This is a genomic window from Microbacterium sp. NPDC060132, from assembly GCF_042729675.1.
Lineage (GTDB): Bacteria > Actinomycetota > Actinomycetes > Actinomycetales > Microbacteriaceae > Microbacterium > Microbacterium sufflavum.
Map to the genome: position 1 here is coordinate 3277433 of NZ_JBHWXU010000001.1, position 17331 is coordinate 3294763.

The 17331-nt window shown below is 70.0% G+C and carries 17 protein-coding genes; 1 reads left to right on the forward strand and 16 read right to left on the reverse strand.

Annotated elements, in window-relative coordinates; genetic code table 11:
- Nucleotides 1-10 precede the first annotated feature (10 nt).
- The 12 genes from gap to ACFWCH_RS15935 all read right to left on the reverse strand — a co-directional run bounded on the left by gap (nucleotide 11) and on the right by ACFWCH_RS15935 (nucleotide 13299).
- Nucleotides 11-1021 (reverse strand): type I glyceraldehyde-3-phosphate dehydrogenase, encoded by a 1011-nt coding sequence (gap, locus tag ACFWCH_RS15880; RefSeq protein ID WP_136028833.1) that lies wholly within the window; start codon nucleotides 1019-1021, stop codon nucleotides 11-13.
- Between the two features lie 116 nt (nucleotides 1022-1137).
- On the reverse strand, nucleotides 1138-1764 hold the full coding sequence (locus tag ACFWCH_RS15885) for a superoxide dismutase (protein ID WP_017202787.1): 627 nt from the start codon (nucleotides 1762-1764) through the stop codon (nucleotides 1138-1140).
- 191 nt (nucleotides 1765-1955) lie between these two features.
- Nucleotides 1956-2933, reverse strand: coding sequence for a DNA-binding protein WhiA (whiA, locus tag ACFWCH_RS15890; RefSeq protein ID WP_136028831.1), 978 nt, complete (start codon nucleotides 2931-2933; stop codon nucleotides 1956-1958).
- Between the two features lie 63 nt (nucleotides 2934-2996).
- Nucleotides 2997-3869, reverse strand: coding sequence for an RNase adapter RapZ (gene rapZ / locus ACFWCH_RS15895; protein WP_136028829.1), 873 nt, complete (start codon nucleotides 3867-3869; stop codon nucleotides 2997-2999).
- Between the two features lie 35 nt (nucleotides 3870-3904).
- Nucleotides 3905-5812 (reverse strand): excinuclease ABC subunit UvrC, encoded by a 1908-nt coding sequence (uvrC, locus tag ACFWCH_RS15900; RefSeq protein WP_378803793.1) that lies wholly within the window; start codon nucleotides 5810-5812, stop codon nucleotides 3905-3907.
- Entirely contained in the window at nucleotides 5812-8700 is a 2889-nt protein-coding gene (gene uvrA / locus ACFWCH_RS15905; RefSeq protein ID WP_136028825.1) for an excinuclease ABC subunit UvrA, read from the reverse strand. Before uvrA ends, uvrC begins: the two co-directional genes overlap by 1 nt.
- A 37-nt stretch (nucleotides 8701-8737) precedes the next feature.
- The gene (locus tag ACFWCH_RS15910; RefSeq protein ID WP_378803794.1) at nucleotides 8738-9304 is read right to left on the reverse strand and encodes a hypothetical protein; all 567 of its coding nucleotides are present in this window, start codon (nucleotides 9302-9304) and stop codon (nucleotides 8738-8740) included.
- On the reverse strand, nucleotides 9301-10608 hold the full coding sequence (locus ACFWCH_RS15915) for a DUF58 domain-containing protein (protein WP_247638929.1): 1308 nt from the start codon (nucleotides 10606-10608) through the stop codon (nucleotides 9301-9303). The genes ACFWCH_RS15910 and ACFWCH_RS15915 overlap by 4 nt, the downstream gene beginning before the upstream one ends.
- A complete protein-coding gene (locus tag ACFWCH_RS15920) occupies nucleotides 10605-11576 on the reverse strand; it encodes a MoxR family ATPase (RefSeq protein ID WP_136028819.1) in 972 nt (323 codons plus the stop codon). The genes ACFWCH_RS15915 and ACFWCH_RS15920 overlap by 4 nt, the downstream gene beginning before the upstream one ends.
- Nucleotides 11573-12049, reverse strand: coding sequence for a hypothetical protein (locus ACFWCH_RS15925; RefSeq protein ID WP_240745375.1), 477 nt, complete (start codon nucleotides 12047-12049; stop codon nucleotides 11573-11575). Before ACFWCH_RS15925 ends, ACFWCH_RS15920 begins: the two co-directional genes overlap by 4 nt.
- Entirely contained in the window at nucleotides 12046-12798 is a 753-nt protein-coding gene (locus tag ACFWCH_RS15930; RefSeq protein ID WP_378803795.1) for a DUF4129 domain-containing protein, read from the reverse strand. The genes ACFWCH_RS15925 and ACFWCH_RS15930 overlap by 4 nt, the downstream gene beginning before the upstream one ends.
- A gap of 36 nt (nucleotides 12799-12834) precedes the next feature.
- Complete coding sequence (locus ACFWCH_RS15935; protein ID WP_378803796.1) at nucleotides 12835-13299, reverse strand: MarR family winged helix-turn-helix transcriptional regulator; 465 nt, start codon at nucleotides 13297-13299, stop codon at nucleotides 12835-12837.
- A 44-nt stretch (nucleotides 13300-13343) separates the two neighbouring features.
- Here ACFWCH_RS15935 and ACFWCH_RS15940 point away from each other — a divergent pair, with 44 nt between their 5' ends.
- Nucleotides 13344-13586, forward strand: coding sequence for a hypothetical protein (locus ACFWCH_RS15940; RefSeq protein ID WP_205812731.1), 243 nt, complete (start codon nucleotides 13344-13346; stop codon nucleotides 13584-13586).
- Here the strand turns inward: ACFWCH_RS15940 and ACFWCH_RS15945 are convergent.
- The 4 genes from ACFWCH_RS15945 to coaE all read right to left on the reverse strand — a co-directional run bounded on the left by ACFWCH_RS15945 (nucleotide 13583) and on the right by coaE (nucleotide 17326).
- A complete protein-coding gene (locus ACFWCH_RS15945; protein ID WP_206253332.1) occupies nucleotides 13583-13936 on the reverse strand; it encodes a TfoX/Sxy family protein in 354 nt (117 codons plus the stop codon). The genes ACFWCH_RS15940 and ACFWCH_RS15945 overlap by 4 nt on opposite strands.
- 11 nt (nucleotides 13937-13947) lie before the next feature.
- Nucleotides 13948-16020, reverse strand: a complete 2073-nt coding sequence (gene uvrB, locus ACFWCH_RS15950; protein ID WP_136028809.1) for an excinuclease ABC subunit UvrB — start codon at nucleotides 16018-16020, stop codon at nucleotides 13948-13950.
- 39 nt (nucleotides 16021-16059) lie between these two features.
- Nucleotides 16060-16599 (reverse strand): hypothetical protein, encoded by a 540-nt coding sequence (locus ACFWCH_RS15955; protein WP_136045359.1) that lies wholly within the window; start codon nucleotides 16597-16599, stop codon nucleotides 16060-16062.
- Nucleotides 16600-16726: 127 nt separating this feature from the next.
- A complete protein-coding gene (gene coaE, locus ACFWCH_RS15960) occupies nucleotides 16727-17326 on the reverse strand; it encodes a dephospho-CoA kinase (RefSeq protein WP_136028805.1) in 600 nt (199 codons plus the stop codon).
- Nucleotides 17327-17331 lie beyond the last annotated feature (5 nt).

Sequence of the window (17331 nt, forward strand, 5' to 3'; positions counted from 1 at the left end):
GTGTCTGAGCTTAGAGGCGCTCGGCCACGTACTCGGTCAGGTCGACCAGACGGTTGGAGTAGCCCCACTCGTTGTCGTACCAGCTCGAGACCTTGATCAGGTTGCCGCTGACGTTGGTGAGCGTGGCGTCGAAGATCGACGAGTGCGGGTTGTGCACGATGTCGCTCGACACGATCTGGTCCTCGTTGTACTGCAGGTAGCCCGCGAGACGACCGTCGGCGGCAGCCTTCTTGTAGGCCTCGTTGACCTCCTCGACCGTGAGGTTCTCGCGGTCGGTGATCAGCGTGAGGTCGACGATCGAGCCCGTGGGGACCGGAACGCGGTACGACGAGCCGCTGAGCTTGCCGTTCAGCTCGGGCAGCACGAGACCGATCGCCTTGGCCGCACCGGTCGACGCCGGAGTGATGTTGATCGCGGCGGCGCGTGCACGACGCAGGTCCTTGTGCGGGCCGTCCTGCAGGTTCTGGTCGGCCGTGTAGGCGTGCGCGGTCATCATGAAGCCGCGGTCGATGCCGAAGGCGTCGTTGAAGACCTTCGCCAGCGGCGCGAGGCAGTTCGTGGTGCACGAGGCGTTGGAGATGATGTGGTCCGTCTCCGGGTTGTACGTCTCCTCGTTGACGCCCATCACGATGGTGCGGTCGTCGCCCGTGGCGGGAGCCGAGATGAGGACCTTCTTCGCGCCGGCCTCGATGTGCTTGCGTGCCGCGTCGGCGTTGGTGAAGAAACCGGTCGACTCGATGACGATGTCGACGCCCAGCTCGCCCCACGGAAGGTTGGCGGGGTCGCGCTCAGCGAACGCCTTGATCTCCTTGCCGTCGACGGTGATGCTGTCCTCGTCGTAGCTGATCTGCGCGTCGAGGACGCCGCCGACCGAGTCGTACTTCAGGAGGTGCGCCAGGGTCTTGTTGTCGGTGAGGTCGTTGACCGCGACGATCTCAAGGTCTGCTCCCTGCGCGAGCGCCGCGCGGAAGTAGTTGCGTCCGATGCGGCCGAAGCCGTTGATACCGATCTTGACAGACACTCAGGTCTCCCTGTTTCTCATGCGCCGGAGACCGCTGTCGAAGCGGGCGCCATGCGCGGGTTTTTTGGCTGAGATGGCGCCCCGACGAGCCGTGGGCCCGCCGGGACGCGACCCGGTTACGACAGTACCAGCAGGCCGTTCGTCTGCTTGCGGGCGACCTCGAGGCGCTGGGCGACGTTCTCCCAGTTCGCGATGTTCCATGCGGCCTTGACGTAGTCGGCCTTCACGTTCAGGTAGTCGAGGTAGAACGCGTGCTCCCACATGTCGAGCTGGAACAGCGGGATCGTGCCCTGCGCCGTGTTCGACTGCTGGTCGAACAGCTGCTGGATGATCAGGCGCGAACCGATCGAGTCCCAGCTGAGGACGGCCCAGCCGGACCCCTGGATGCCGGTCGCGGCAGCCGTGAAGTGCGCCTGGAACTTCTCGAACGAGCCGAAGTACTCGTCGATGGCGGCCTTCAGCTCGCCCTCCGGCTGACCGCCGCCGTTGGGCGACAGGTTGGTCCAGAAGATCGAGTGGTTGACGTGACCGCCGAGGTTGAACGCGAGGTCCTTCTCGAGCTTGTTCACGTTCGCCAGGTTGCCGCTCTCGCGGGCCTCGGCCAGCTGCTCGAGCGCGGTGTTCGCGCCGGCGACGTAGGTCGCGTGGTGCTTGTCGTGATGCAGCTCCATGATCTTGCCGCTGATGTGCGGCTCGAGGGCTGCGAAGTCGTACGGGAGGTCGGGGAGGGTGTAGGTCGCCATATCGCTTTCATCCAATCCGCGCCGCGCCCGCGGCGCTTGCCGATCCTCCGCGCCACCGATGTGCGGCGTGGAGCGGACGTCTCTCATCCTAGTGAGGACAACACCGGGTCGGACCGGATCCTTCCTCCCGTTGACGACGGCCCGCCACCCCGGGTAGGGGCGACGGGCCGTCGGAGAAGAGGGCGGGTGGATCAGACGTCGAGCCCGGCGGGGACAGCGGCCTCCGTGCCGGGGATGCCCTCCTGCTGGGCGCGCTTGTCTGCCATGGCGAGAAGACGACGGATGCGACCGGCGACCGCGTCCTTGGTGAGGGGCGGGTCGGCGTGGTGGCCGAGCTCGTCGAGGCTGGCGTCCCGGTGCGCGAGGCGCAGTTCGCCGGCGACCCGCAGGTGATCGGGAACCTCGTCGGCGAGGATCTCCAGCGCGCGCTCCACACGGGCGCACGCGGCCACCGCCGCCTGCGCGGAACGCCGCAGGTTCGCGTCGTCGAAGTTGACCAGGCGGTTCACGCCCGCGCGCACCTCGCGACGCTGACGCAGCTCCTCCCACGCCAGCGCGGTACGGTGAGCGCCCATCTCGCTGAGAATCGTGCGGATCGCCTCGCCCTCGCGCACCACGACGCGGGGCATGCCGCGGACCTCGCGCGCCTTCGCGGCGACGCCCAGACGGTGTGCGGCGCCCACGAGCGCCATCGCCGCCTCGGACGACGGGCAGGCGACCTCGAGCATCGCCGAGCGGCCGGGCTCACTGAGCGATCCGGCGGCCAGGAAGGCCCCACGCCACAGACCGGCGATCTCGGCGCGCGAACCCGTGGTGAGACGGTTCGGCAGGCCGCGGACCGGACGGCGACGCGGGTCGAGCAGGCCGGTCTGGCGGGCGAGGGTCTCCCCCTGCGCGATCACGCGCACGGCCCAGCGGGCGCCGTCGTTCGCGGTGCTCGACTGCACCTGCGCGATCTCCGGGCGCACGCCGTAGATCTCGGCGAGATCCCTGGCGACGCGGCGGGCGAGGGTCTCTGCGTCGACCTCGGCCTCCACGGCCACACGGCCCGCGATGGAGTGCAGTCCACCGGCGAATCGGAGGATGGCTGTCACCTCCGCCACGCGCACCGTCGGGGGTGCATTGCGGATGCTGACGAGCTCAGCCTTGACGTCGGTGGTTAGTGCCACGACACTCCTTCACGTTCACGCGCCGGATCGCGACGCAAACCTCCAGCTTACTCGCCCGGGGGGCTATTCCCTGCCGAGGTCGCGGTGCCGCACGTTCACGGCGACCCCCGGAATCGCGGCGATCCTGCGGGCCAGCTCCTCGGACATCGCGACCGAGCGGTGCTTGCCGCCCGTGCATCCGATCGCGATCGTCGAGTGGCTCTTGTTCTCCCGCTGATACCCCTCGAGCACCGGCACGAGCGCCTTCGCATAGGAATCGAGGAAGTCGGTCGCACCCTCGCGGGACAGCACGTACTCACGAACCGTCTCATCCTGCCCGGTGAGGCCGCGCAGCTCCTCGTTCCAGTACGGATTCGGGAGGAAGCGCATGTCGGCGACCAGGTCGACGTCGGTGGGCAGCCCGTACTTGAAGCCGAAGCTGAGCAGCGTCACCCGATGCCGCGCCTCCCCCTCCTCCGAGAAGATGTCGGAGACCTGCGTCGCGAGCTGGTGGATGTTCAGCGCCGAGGTGTCGATCACCAGGTCGGCGGCCTCGCGGATGGGGGCCAGACGCGTCCGCTCCGTGCGGATGCCGTCGAGCAGAGTGCCATCGCCCTGCAGGGGGTGCGGGCGGCGCACCGACTCGAAGCGACGCACCAGGACGTCATCGGAGGCGTCGAGGAACAGCACCCGGATCTCGCCGCGCGTGCGCAGCAGTCGGGCGACACCCGGGAAATCGTCGAAGAGGTTGCGGCCGCGCACGTCGACCACGGCGGCGACCTTGGGCAGCGAATCGCCACCCATGCCCGTCAGGTCGAGCAGCGGCCGGAGGATCTGCGGAGGCAGGTTGTCGACGACATACCAGCCGAGATCCTCCAGTGCGTTCGCCGCCGTCGTCCGGCCTGCGCCGGACATCCCAGTGACGATGAGGAACTCGCCCTTCTCCCCGTCAGTCATCGCTCCCTGCTCCTTCTCCCCCTCGGTCTCCCAGCCTAGCGAGTGGACAGGTGCGAATGGATGGTCTGAGCGAGCACCGGACCGATCCCCTGTACCTCCTGGATCTGCGACGGGTCGGCGGCGCGGAGGGCCGTGACCGAGCCGAAGTGCTTGAGCAGCACCTTGATGCGAGAGGCGCCGAGCCCCGGAACCTCGGCGAGCACGCTGCCGATGTCTTTCTTGCGCCTCTTGCGCTGGTGCGTGATCGCGAAGCGGTGGGCTTCGTCTCGCAGTCGCTGGAGAAGGTAGAGGGCCTCGCTGGTGCGGGGCAGGATCACGGGGAAGTCGTCTCCCGGCAGCCACACCTCTTCAAGACGCTTGGCGATGCCGCACACGGCGATCTCGGTGTGCCCCGCGTCGTGGAGCGCGCGCGCGGCGGCCTCCACCTGCGGCTTCCCTCCGTCGACGAGGAGCAGCTGCGGCGGATACGCGAACCGCGGCTTGCGCCGTGCGGTCGCCTCGCCCAGGTCCTCCCCCACGACCTCGTCGGTGGTCGGGTCGAGGACCTCCTGCTCCTCCTCCGGCCGATCCAGGTGTGCGAGCCTGCGGCGCAGAACCTGGTACATCGAGTCGGTGTCGTCTGTCGTCTCGGCGATGTTGAACGACCGGTACTGGTCCTTGCGCGGAAGGCCGTCCTCGAACACGACCATCGAGGCGACCACGTTGGTGCCGCCGAGGTGCGAGATGTCGAAGCACTCGATGCGCAGCGGCGCCTCCTCCATTCCCAGCGCCTCCTGAAGATCGGTCAGCGCCTGGGTGCGCGCCACGTAGTCGCTCGTCCGGCGGGTCTTGTGCCGGATCAGCGCCTGCTGCGCGTTCAGCGTCGCGGTGCGCATCAGGTCGGCACGCTGACCCCGATGTGCGACCGCGATCTCGACCTTCTTGCCACGGCGTTCGCGCAGCCAGTGCTCCAGCTCGGTCGCGTCGTCGGGGAGCGTCGGGACGAGGATCCGTCGCGGAACGTCCTGCGCGTCGCCGTACGCCTGCTGGAGCACCTGGTCGACGAGCTCGGCGCCCGTGATGTCGATCTCCTTCTCGATCGTGAGAGCACGGACACCGCGCACGCGGCCGCCGCGGATCACGAAGTGCTGCACGGCGGCGGCGAGCTCGTCTTCCGCGATGCCGAACAGGTCGGCGTCCTCATCGGCCGGCAGCACCAGGGCGCTCTTGCCGAGCACGGCCTCGATCGCGGACAGCTTGTCCCGGTACTTCGCGGCGGCTTCGTAGTCCATCGCGGCGGACGCGGCGAGCATGCGCTTCGTGAGCTCGCGGGTGAAGCGCTCGTCTCCGCCCGCCATGAACGCGATGAAGTCGTCGACCATCGCCCGGTGCTCCTCGATGGACACCGTCATCGAGCACGGCCCGCCGCACTTGCCGATCTGCCCGGGGAAGCACGGGCGCCCGGTCTGCATCGCCCTCTTGTAGCTCGCATCGCTGCAGGTGCGGATCGGGAAGGCCCTGATCATCAGGTCGATGGTCTCGTGCACCGCCCACACCTTGGGATACGGACCGAAGTACCGCGCCCCGGGGATCTTCCTGTTCCGGGTGACGATCACGCGGGGCGCCTCATCGGCGAGGGTGACCGCCATGAAGGGGTACGACTTGTCGTCGCGGTAGCGCACGTTGAACGGCGGATCGAACTCCTTGATCCACATGTACTCGAGCTGCAGCGAGTCGACGTCGGTGGGAACGACCGTCCACTCCACCGACGCAGCGGTCGTGACCATGCGCCGGGTGCGCTCGTGCAGCGTGCGCAGCGGGGCGAAGTAGTTCGACAGCCGCTGGCGCAGGTTCTTCGCCTTGCCGACGTAGAGCACCCGTCCGTTGGCGTCGCGGAACCGGTACACGCCGGGGTCGGTCGGGATCTCCCCCGTCCGCGGCTTGTACGGGAGCACGTCGGCCATCAGCTGGCCTTCCGCGCGGCGCGCCCCTCACCCAGGATCTCGGCGAGGAACTGCCCGGTGTGGCTCTCCTCGACGCGGGCGATCTGCTCCGGCGTACCGGTCGCGATGATCTGCCCGCCACCCGAACCACCCTCCGGTCCGAGGTCGATCACCCAGTCCGCCGACTTGATCACGTCGAGGTTGTGCTCGATCACGATCACGGTGTTGCCCTTGTCGACGAGGCCGTTGAGCACCTCGAGGAGCTTGCGGACGTCTTCGAAGTGCAGACCCGTGGTCGGCTCGTCGAGCACGTAGATGCTGCGGCCGTTGCTGCGACGCTGGAGCTCCGTGGCGAGCTTGACGCGCTGCGCCTCGCCGCCCGAGAGCGTCGTGGCCGACTGCCCCAGCCGCACGTAGCCGAGCCCGACGTCGACGAGCGTCTTCATGTAGCGGTGGATCGCCTGGATCGGCTCGAAGAACTCCGCGGCCTCCTCGATCGGCATCTCCAGCACCTCGGCGATGTTCTTGCCCTTGTAGTGCACCGCGAGCGTGTCGCGGTTGTACCGCTTGCCGTGGCAGACCTCGCAGTCGACGTAGACGTCGGGCAGGAAGTTCATCTCGATCTTGATGGTGCCGTCGCCCGAGCACGCCTCGCAGCGGCCGCCCTTGACGTTGAAGCTGAAGCGACCGGGCTGATAGCCCCGCACCTTCGCCTCCGGCGTCTCGCTGAACAGGGTGCGGATGCGGTCGAACACGCCGGTGTACGTGGCCGGGTTCGAGCGCGGGGTGCGGCCGATCGGCGCCTGGTCGACGTGCACGACCTTGTCGAGGTTGTCGAGGCCGGTCACCCTGGTGTGCTTGCCCGGAACGGTCCGTGCACCGTTCAGTCGCGAAGCGAGCACCTGGTACAGGATGTCGTTCACGAGGGACGACTTGCCCGAGCCGCTGACGCCGGTGACGGCCGTGAGCACGCCCAGCGGGAAGTCCGCCGTGACGTTGCGCAGGTTGTTCGCCCGCGCGCCGACCACGCTCAGCATGCGCTTCTTGTCGATCTTGCGACGCTTCGACGGCATCGGGATCGCCCGGCGCCCGGACAGGTAGTCGCCGGTCATCGAATCGCTGTCGCCGAGGAGCGCGCTGTACGGCCCCGAGTGCACAACGGTACCGCCGTTCACTCCGGCGCCGGGACCGATGTCGACCACCCAGTCCGCCGCCTCGATGGTCTCTTCGTCGTGCTCCACCACGATGAGCGTGTTGCCCAGGTCGCGCAGCGTGAGCAGGGTCTCGATCAGCCGGCGGTTGTCGCGCTGGTGCAGGCCGATCGACGGCTCGTCGAGCACGTAGAGCACGCCCGTCAGGCCGGAGCCGATCTGCGTGGCGAGCCGGATGCGCTGCGCCTCGCCACCAGACAGTGACCCCGCCGAACGGCTGAGGTTGAGGTACGACAGCCCCACCTGGAGGAGGAAGTCGAGGCGCAGGCGGATCTCGCGCAGCACCTGGGCGGCGATCTTCGCCTCCCGCTCCGTGAGGTGCAGCTTCTCCATGAAGCCCCGCGCGTCGGCGAGGCTCAGGTGCGACACCTCGGCGATCGAGTGGCCGTGCACCTGCACCGCGAGCACCTCGGGCTTGAGGCGGTCGCCGTTGCACACGGGGCACGGCACCTCACGGAGGTACTCGCCCCAGCGGTTGCGCTGCGTGTCGGACTCGGCCTGGAGGTACTGCCGCTCGATGTATGGCACGACGCCCTCGAACCCGGACGCGTACCGCATCTCCCGGCCGTAGCGGTTCTTCCACTTGACCGTGACCTTGTAGTTCTCGCCGCGGAGCACGGCCTCCTTGACGTCGGAGTGCAGCTCGCGCCACGGCGTGTCGAGCGAGAAGTCGAGGTCGCGCGCCAGCCCCTCGAGCAGGCGCTCGTAGTACTGGAAGAGACCCTTGCCCTGCGTGGTCCAGGGAATGATGACGCCCTCGCGGATCGAGAGATCTTCGTCGCCGAGCATCAGCTCGACGTCCACCGACATGCGCGTGCCCAGCCCGGAGCACGCGGGGCAGGCGCCGAACGGTGCGTTGAAGGAGAACGTGCGCGGCTCGATCTCGGTGAGGGTGAGGGCGTGGCCGTTCGGGCAGGCGAGCTTCTCGGAGAAGGTCTGCCAGGCGTCGTCGCCCTCGCCGTCGACGTAGTTGATCTGCACGACGCCACCCGCAAGTCCCAGGGCCGTCTCCACCGAGTCGGTGACCCGGCCCAGGATGTCGGGCGACGCCACCAGGCGGTCGACGACCACCGCGATGTCGTGCTTGTAGCTCTTCTTCAGCGTGGGCGGCTCGGCCAGCTGGATGAGGTCGCCGTCGACGATCGCGCGGGAGTAGCCCTTGGCGCCGAGCTCGCGGAAGAGGTCGACGAACTCGCCCTTCTTCTGCGACACGATGGGGGCGACGACCTGGTACCGGGTGCGCTCGGGCAGCTCCATGAGCTGGTCGGCGATCTGCTGCACCGTCTGACGCTGGATCTTCTCGCCGCACTCGGGACAGTGCGGCACGCCGATACGCGCCCACAGCAGGCGCATGTAGTCGTAGATCTCGGTGATGGTGCCCACGGTCGACCGCGGGTTGCGGTTGGTCGACTTCTGGTCGATCGACACCGCGGGGCTCAGGCCCTCGATGAAATCGACGTCCGGCCGATCCACCTGGCCGAGGAACTGCCGCGCATAGGCGCTCAGCGATTCGACGTAGCGGCGCTGCCCCTCGGCGAAGATCGTGTCGAACGCCAGACTCGACTTCCCCGACCCGGACAGGCCGGTGAACACGACGAGGGAGTCGCGCGGGATGTCGATGTCGACGTTCTGGAGGTTGTGGACGCGGGCACCGCGGACACTGAGTTTTCCGGGGGAGGCAACGGGGACGATGGGCACCGAACAAGTCTACGAGGGGCCACGGACATCGGCTCCGCTAGAGGCGATCCCCTCCCGTCGACGGGGCCACGACGGCCCGCGGGACGGGGCCGTTCCCCCGCCGCAGGACCAGCCACCCGACGACCACGACGACCAGGAGGAGTGACGCCGCCGCGGGCGCGAGCCATGCCGCCCCGCGCTCGACCTGCCCCGGCGACACCGCCCAGACGCCGAGCGCGATCGACTGGGCCACCAGCTGGATCACGACGAACCGCACCGCCGTCGGCCGGAGCGACCTCAGCGTGAGGCGAGCGGCCGCGGGCACCGTGAGGCTGAGCGCGGCGAGGATGTGGATCGCATGGACGAGCACGAGGGCGACCGCCGTCCGTTCCGGCGCCGGCTCGGACAGCAGCAGCCCGAACGGCAGGCAGGCCGACCCCACCCATGTTGCGAGCGACCGGGGCAGCACGGCCCCCACGAGAGCCGCGACCACCGCCACACCCCGCCAGAACGGCGTGGGGTGCAGCACCAGCACGCCGAGCAGCACCAGAGCCACGGTCAGGACGCGCAGCGTCACCCCGGGCACCCAGGCGCCCACGTCGAACCCTCGCGTGCGAGCGGTCACCGCGCCACCCTCCGGCTCCGCTGCTGGCGCACCGCCGCCACCCGCAACGCCACATCGACGCCGTCGTCTGCCCAGGCCACCACCTCGACCCCCGCGCGCCGGAGCTCGGCGAGGATGTCGGCGCGCTCGGCCAGCAGCGTGCGCAGGGCGATGCGCTGCTCCCTGGTGAGCCGTGCGCCGTCGAGCTGCGGCAGCACATCGATCGCGACGACGGCGTGACCGGCGGCCCGCCACTGCGTCGCGAGTCGCGCAGCCACCCCGTCGGCGAAGGTCGAGAGCACGAACACGATCGAGCCCGTCGGTACGACAGGCGAGCGCCGGTAGGACGAGTCGGCACTCGGACCCGTGGCGGCGACGGCGGCGCGCAGCCGCGCGAGGTGCCGGGCTCCCCCGCCGATCGGCACGCTGCGTCCGCCCGGCGAGAGCGCGTGGAACGCGACCCGATCCCCGGCTCCGACCGCGGCGGTCGCCACGGAAAGAGCCGCCTCGCGCGCGAGGTCGAGCGAGGTGACACCCGTGCGGTCAGGGTCGTCGGTCCCCCACGCGGCCACCACCGATCCGAGGTCCTCCGCCGTGTCCATCGCGATCACCACCGAGGAGTCGCTCAGCGCGTTCACCCGCCGCACCAGCAGGTCGCCGGGGCGTCGGGCGGCACGAGCCGTCGCGCGCCAATCCACCCTCCGCACCTCATCCCCGGGGACGAACGGGTGGATGTCGTGGAAGTCGCCGCCCTGGCCCGCGCGACGCCCCTCGTGCGAGCCGTTCAGCCCCGCGAGGCGCGGAGCCACCGGCAGCCGATCGATCCTCCTCGTCTTGGGTGCGGCGTTCCACCCGATCGCCGTGCGCGGTCCGCGGTCGGAGACCCAGGCGCCGTCGATCGCGGTGCCCCGGGCGATCAGCCCCATCAGCTCGACCGGCCCCGAATGCGACAGCCGCGTCCGAGCGGACAGCACCGCCGTGCCCGGCCGCACCTCCGCGAGCGCGGTGCGACGCCCCCGCCCCTCGACCGCGAGCTGCACGTGCTCGGCGTCGAGGTCGACGTCCGCGGTGACGCGCACCACGGCGTCCTCCCCCGCGTCGGGCGCAGCGTGCAGGGCGACCCGCAGCTCCCCGTCGCGCGGACGGCGCAGCAGCGCCCACACCGCCGCGAGGGCGAGCGGCAGACCCACCGCGATCACGTCGGGGCGCGACAGCACCAGTCCGAGGCCCGCGAGCACGGCCGCCCCGGCGAGGCCGAGCGCGATCACGGGCGTCCGATGCCACGTCACCCCCGCGGATGCCGTCGTCGCGGTCTCGTCGGTCATCGCGCGGCCGCGACGGTCGGCGGCACCGGGGTGCGTTCGACCGCCGCCGCCACGACTCCACCCGGATCCACCCCCTGCGCCCAGGCCTGCGGAGTGAGTGTCAGCCGATGCGCCAGCACAGGGACGGCGACGCGTTTGACGTCGTCGGGCCGCACGTACGACCGCCCCTCGAGTGCCGCGACGCCCCTGGCGAGCAGCACGAGCGCCTGGGATCCGCGAGGCGAGGCACCCACCGACACGTTCGCCGCCTCGCGGGTCGCCCTCGTCAGGTCCACGGCGTAGCGCACCACGTCTCGATCGACGTTGATGCGCTCGACCGCCGCCTGGAGCGCGAGCAGCCCCTCCGTGTCGACCACGGCGGGCACGCGCACGTCGGGCGTCTGCCGCCGCACCCTGTCGACGATGATGCGCGTCTCGTCGTCCGGGGCGGGGTAGCCCACGGTGAGGCGCACCATGAACCGGTCGAGCTGCGCCTCCGGCAGGGCGTAGGTCCCTTCGTACTCGATGGGGTTGGAGGTCGCGATCACGTGGAAGGGCTGCGGCAGTGGGAAACGGTTCCCCTCCACCGTGACCTGCCGCTCGGCCATCGCCTCGAGCATCGCGGACTGCGTCTTGGGCGTGGTGCGGTTCACCTCGTCGGCGAGGAGCAGACCCGTGAAGATCGGCCCGGGCCGGAAGACGAAGTCCCCCTCGGTCGGGGCGTACACGTACGAGCCCGTCACGTCGCCGGGCAGCATATCCGGCGTGCACTGCAGCCGTCGGAACTCGAGTCCCAGCGCCTGGGCCAGGCTCCGCGCGGCCAGCGTCTTGCCGAGCCCCGGCACGTCCTCGAACAGCACGTGACCCCCGGCCAGGATCGCCGCGAGGGCGAGTGTGAGCGTCTCGTCCATACCGACGACGACGCTGCGCACCCCCTCCAGCACACGGCGACCCGTGGTCGCGATCTCGGTGGTCTCGTCCGTGGTCATGCTGTCTCCTCCGTGTCGGTGGGTATGCGTTCGAGCGCGTCCAACGCTCTCTCGATGTCGTCGCGCCGCACCTCGCGGCGGGACAGTCCCGCGCGGATGCCCTGGCCGAGCAGCGCGTCGATGGCCGCGTGGTCGGCGGGATCGTCGAGGTCGAGGCCGCGGTGTGCGAGCCGCCGGCGGAGCACGTTCTGCACGCGGCGCACGAGGATGGTCCCCGCAACGCCCGAACGTGTGTTGATCGCCCAGGCCAGCCGGGACACCTCGGAGCCCCTGGCCTCGCGCGGCGGACGCTCGGGCGGCCAGAGGACGGGATCGTCGACCAGGACCCCGCGCAGCGCGAGGGACACCGCCGCGGCGACCGTCGTCCACGACACCGCGAACGCCAGCGGGACACCTGCGGCGCGCAGCCCCAGCACGAGGGCGACCGCGAGCAGCACACAGCCCGCGGCGATCGCGACGGTCCGCGCCCTCATCGCCACCCCTCCCTGATGCCGCGCAGACTCGCGGCCGCGGCAGCGCGATCCGCCTCGTCGGCGACGCGGCCGCCGAAGCGCACCTGCTCGTAGAGACCGAGCAGCGTGATCACGTCGTCGCGGATGCCCGCCCGGCGCCCGACGATACGCACCGTGAACTCCGACGGCGTCTCCGTCGCCGAGCGGCCGGCCCCGGCATCCGCCGCCGACTCCTCCAGTCCGACCCAGGCGGAGACGATGGCGTCGGCGGCCCGCGGACGTTCCGCGATCGTTCGGAGCGCTGCGTCGACTCCCCGGCGGATGACCGCATCGTCGGGCGCAGCCTCGACCACAGGCCCGCCGGACGCGGCGTCCGGGACGACCGCGTCCGTGCGCCGCAGGGGACGATCGCGCCACAGATCACGGAGGCGGCGGACGGCCCACCGTGCCACGACCACGAGCACCAGCACCGCGACGGCGGCGAGCAGCGCTCCGAACACGACGCCGAGGATGTTCTGCAGCACCGAGTCCTCCGGCGGCTCCAGCTCCGGGAGGGGCGAGCTCGTCGTCTCGGGGACGACGACCGCGTCGGGCTGCTGTTCCGGCGGGGGCGGCGACGACGGCGCGAACTGCGGCTGCCCCTGAAGCGCCGCGGCGAGCATCAGCAGAGCGAAGAGACCGACCACCCCGCCGAGGAGCAGGATCCGGCGGAGTGTTCCGCGACCGCTCGCGCGCAGGGCTCCGCGAGTGGGGCCCTCGGTGCGCGACATGAGTCCACCCTAGGGTCGGGCGCGGCGCGGGCGTGGTCAGGCGGACGGCGGTGCCGTGGAGCCGCTGTCGAGCCGGCGCCCGGCGAAAGCGCCGAGTCCGTCGCGGAGCGCACCGACCTCCTGGATGCTCATGCCGACGGCGCGCATGACCTGCACGGGCACGTCGACAGCGCGAGTACGCAGCGCCAGGCCCGCCTCCGTGAGCGTGATCTCGAGCCGACGCTCGTCCTCGGCGCTGCGCTGTCGTGCCACGAGGCCGTCCGTCTCCAGGCGCTTGACGAGGGGCGAGGCCGTCGCCGGCTCCAGCGCGAGGTCTGCGGCGAGGTCGTTGAGGGTGCGCGGCGCCCTTTCCCACAGCGCGAGCATGACCAGGTACTGCGGATGCGTCAGTCCCAGCGGCTCCAGGATCGGGCGGTAGATCGCCACGATGTTGCGAGCGGCCGTGACGATCGCGAAGCACAACTGGTTCTCGAGGCGGAGCAGGTCGTCGGAGGCGGTCACGGATCGACTATACATCTGCACGAATCATTAGTACACTAATGAACATGTCGAACGACTCCACTCGGCCCCCGCTTCGCACCCGCATCCGCGAGGCCGGGGGCCTCTACACCTGGGTCAACACCAACCTGGTCCGTCTCGCCGGTCCCGCGTCCGTCGGACCGTACGAGAAGACGCCGCCTCCCAGCGCTGCCGAGCGCGCCGAGCGGGCCTGCCCGCTGTGCGGGGCGCCGATGACACAGCACGAGATCGACCGATCGGGTCCGAAGACCCTGGTGCACTGCCCCTAGCCCTCGTCGGAAGCCGCCTCGACCGCGGCGCCCGTCGACTCGCGCGCGACATCGAGCCACAGCATCAGCGCGGCATCGTCCTCGATCGCCGACGGCGCGACGTCGAGCCACCCGGAACTCATGGTGCGCGAGCCCATCACCGCGCGGGAGACCCCCGCTTCCGTGAGCATCGCCGCCCCGTTCTCGTCGTCCACGCGGACGAGGAGCACACCGCCCGTGCGCGCGCCGACCAGGATGCGCCCCCCGTCCAGGAACGCCTTGGTTCCGAACATCCGGCGCTCCTCGATCGCGTCGTCCGCGCTCAACAGCGCCCGGATCCGATCGGCGAGGTCGTTCCCTGCGTCATCCATCGCCACTCCACTCAGGCGTGCCCGGCCCGCTCCATCGAGCGGAGCTCCTTCTTGAGGTCTTGCACCTCATCGCGCAGGCGCCCGGCGAGCTCGAACTTCAGCTCGGCGGCCGCCGCGAGCATCTGATCGGTCAGATCCTGGATCGTCGCCTCGAGCTGCTGCGCCCCCTCGGCCGCGATGCCCGTGCGCCGGAGGTTCGGCGTCGGCGACTTGCCCTTGCCCGAGGCCCGGCCGCGGCCCGACATCAGGTCGGCGGTGTCGGCACCCTCGCGGGCGAGCACCTCGGTGATGTCGGCGATCCGCTTGCGCAGGGGCTGCGGGTCGATGCCGTTCTCCTTGTTGTACGCGATCTGCTTCTCGCGACGGCGGTCGGTCTCCTCGATGGCCTTCGCCATGGAGTCGGTCATGTTGTCGGCGTACATGTGCACCTCACCCGAGACGTTTCGCGCCGCGCGGCCGATCGTCTGGATGAGCGAGGTGCCGGAGCGGAGGAAGCCCTCCTTGTCGGCGTCGAGGATCGCCACCAGCGACACCTCGGGCAGGTCGAGGCCCTCACGCAGCAGGTTGATGCCCACGAGCACGTCGTACACGCCGGCGCGGAGCTCACTGAGCAGTTCCACTCGGCGGAGCGTGTCGACGTCGGAGTGCAGGTAGCGGACCCGCACGCCGTGTTCACCGAGGAAGTCGGTGAGCTCCTCGGCCATCTTCTTCGTCAGCGTCGTGACGAGTACGCGCTCATCGCGCTCGACCCGCAGCCGGATCTCTTCGAGCAGGTCGTCGATCTGCCCCTTCGACGGCTTCACGATGATCTCCGGGTCGACCAGACCCGTCGGGCGGATGATCTGCTCCACCACGCCGTCGGCGATGCCCATCTCGTACTTGCCCGGCGTCGCCGACAGGTACACGGTCTGCCCGATGCGGTTCTTGAACTCGTCCCACCGCAGCGGGCGGTTGTCCATCGCGCTGGGCAGCCGGAAGCCGTGGTCGACCAGCGTGCGCTTGCGGGAGGCATCGCCCTCGTACATCGCGCCGATCTGCGGCACCGTGACGTGCGACTCGTCGATCACCAGCAGGAAATCGTCGGGGAAGAAGTCGAGCAGCGTGTGCGGGGGCTCGCCCGGCATGCGGCCGTCCATGTGCCGCGAGTAGTTCTCGATTCCCGAGCAGAAGCCGAGCTGCTGCAGCATCTCCAGGTCGAACGTGGTGCGCATGCGGAGACGCTGCGCCTCGAGCAGCTTGCCCTGGCGCTCGAACTCCTTCAGCCGCTCCTCCAGCTCGTGCTCGATCGTGCCGATGGAGCGTTGGATCACGTCGGTTCCGGCGACGTAGTGCGACGCGGGGAAGATCGGCACGGCGTCGAGCTTCTCGATCACCTCGCCGGTGAGCGGGTGCAGCGAGTACAGCGCCTCGATCTCGTCGCCGAACAGCTCGATGCGGATCGCGTGCTCCTCGTAGACGGGGATGATCTCGATCGTGTCGCCGCGCACCCGGAAGTTGCCCCGCGAGAAGTCGACGTCGTTGCGGTTGTACTGCATCGCGATGAACTGCCGGATGAGCGCGTCGCGGTCGTACCGCTCCCCCACCTGCAGCGCCACCATGGCTCGCAGGTACTCCTCGGGCGCGCCGAGGCCGTAGATGCACGACACCGTCGACACCACGACCACGTCGCGCCGGCTCAGCAGCGAGTTGGTGGTGGAGTGTCGGAGCCGCTCGACCTCGGCGTTGATCGACGAGTCCTTCTCGATGAAGGTGTCCGTCTGCGGCACATACGCCTCTGGCTGGTAGTAGTCGTAGTACGAGACGAAGTACTCCACCGCGTTGTTCGGCATGAGCTCGCGGAACTCGTTGGCGAGCTGGGCGGCGAGGGTCTTGTTGTGCGCGAGCACCAGCGTGGGACGCTGCACCTGCTCGATCAGCCACGCCGTCGTCGCGGACTTGCCGGTACCCGTGGCGCCGAGGAGGACGATGTCGGTCTCGCCCGCGTTGATGCGCGAGGCGAGGTCGGCGATGGCCTGCGGCTGATCACCGGCCGGGGCGTACTCGCTGATGACCTCGAAGGGACGGACACTGCGCGTGGGCTGCATGCTTCCAGCGTAGGCCGCCCCTCCGACATCGGGGCCGGGTCAGGCGACCAGGACCGCCGTCTCCGCCGAGGGCTCGGTGGTCGCGGTCGCACTCCCGCCGTTGAGGAGCGTCATGGTCGCGGTCGAGCGCAGTTCGCCGGGCGCCGAGCCGATCACGTTGAAGCTCAGCGCGTCGCCGAAGCTCGACGGCGTCCTGATGAAGGTGAAGCTCGTGGCGGTGGAGCCGCCGACGGGCTGCGGCGCCCAGGCCCCGAACGACGACGCGGGGTCGAGCGTGACGGGAGAGGAGAACGTGACGACCACGACGAGCGAGCCACCCGCGGGCGGACTCATCCAGGGGTTCGCCCGATAGCTGATCTGGGTGCTGAAGGTGGCGCGCAGGCCACCGCTCGCCGCGACCAGGCTGGTGAACGCGCCCTGCGCCTCCGCGTCCCAGTAGTAGTTCGCCGTGCTGTTCGGGACGACGGTCGCGCTGGCTGCCGCCAGCGGCGCAGCGACGGCCACCGCGATGACGGGGGCCGACCAGGCCGCTCCCTTGATCAGAGTCCGACGCGAGATGCCATGGCTCGACTGAGTCACTTCTTCCACTCCCCAGCGCGCGGAAAAAAGCTCTCCCCCAGCAGACCATCCCCTGGTGCGTCCCCACGCCCTTCCAGAATATCGGCGACGTTCTGCGCACCTGGAGAAATGCTGAACGTCCGGTCGGTCAGCCGGTGCGGAGGCGCTCCCACAGCGCGTCGGCCTGCGCGACCGTCTCGGCGAGAGCGCCGCCGGTCTCGATCACCACATCGGCGATCGCCAGACGCTTCTCGTCGGACACCTGCGCGCCGATGCGCTCACGGGCGGCAGCCTCGTCCATGCCCCGCAGCTCGACCAGCCGACGCAGACGCTCCTCCGCCGGGGCATGCGCGACCACGATCAGGTCCCACGGGTCGTCGACCCTCGCCTCCACCAGCAACGGCACGTCGTACACCACCACCGCGTGCGGATCGGCGGCGAGCGCGTCCGTGAAGCGGCGCTGCGACTCGTCGCGCACGGCGGGGTGCACGATCGCGTTCAGCTGCGCCAGCTGCTCCGGGTCGCCGAACACCCGCGCGCCCAGCGCCGGCCGATCCAGGGAGCCGTCCTCCGCGATGACCTCCGGGCCGAACACCTCGGCGATCCGCTCCAGCACCGGCGACCCGGGCGCCTGCACGTCGCGCACGATCGCGTCCGCATCCACGATGATCGCTCCGTGCTCCGCGAGACGACGGGCGATGGTCGACTTCCCGGAGGCGATGCCACCGGTGAGGGCGATGAGGGGCATGACGT

Bases quoted from the DNA above. Each gene is read 5' to 3' on its own strand.
- ACFWCH_RS15885 (WP_017202787.1), bottom strand. From the start codon at position 1,764: ATGGCGACCTACACCCTCCCCGACCTCCCGTACGACTTCGCAGCCCTC.
- rapZ (WP_136028829.1), bottom strand. From the start codon at position 3,869: ATGACTGACGGGGAGAAGGGCGAGTTCCTCATCGTCACTGGGATGTCC.
- uvrC (WP_378803793.1), bottom strand. From the start codon at position 5,812: ATGGCCGACGTGCTCCCGTACAAGCCGCGGACGGGGGAGATCCCGACC.
- ACFWCH_RS15915 (WP_247638929.1), bottom strand. From the start codon at position 10,608: ATGACCGACGAGACCGCGACGACGGCATCCGCGGGGGTGACGTGGCAT.
- ACFWCH_RS15920 (WP_136028819.1), bottom strand. From the start codon at position 11,576: ATGACCACGGACGAGACCACCGAGATCGCGACCACGGGTCGCCGTGTG.
- ACFWCH_RS15925 (WP_240745375.1), bottom strand. From the start codon at position 12,049: ATGAGGGCGCGGACCGTCGCGATCGCCGCGGGCTGTGTGCTGCTCGCG.
- ACFWCH_RS15930 (WP_378803795.1), bottom strand. From the start codon at position 12,798: ATGTCGCGCACCGAGGGCCCCACTCGCGGAGCCCTGCGCGCGAGCGGT.
- ACFWCH_RS15940 (WP_205812731.1), top strand. From the start codon at position 13,344: ATGTCGAACGACTCCACTCGGCCCCCGCTTCGCACCCGCATCCGCGAG.
- ACFWCH_RS15945 (WP_206253332.1), bottom strand. From the start codon at position 13,936: ATGGATGACGCAGGGAACGACCTCGCCGATCGGATCCGGGCGCTGTTG.
- uvrB (WP_136028809.1), bottom strand. From the start codon at position 16,020: ATGCAGCCCACGCGCAGTGTCCGTCCCTTCGAGGTCATCAGCGAGTAC.
- coaE (WP_136028805.1), bottom strand. From the start codon at position 17,326: ATGCCCCTCATCGCCCTCACCGGTGGCATCGCCTCCGGGAAGTCGACC.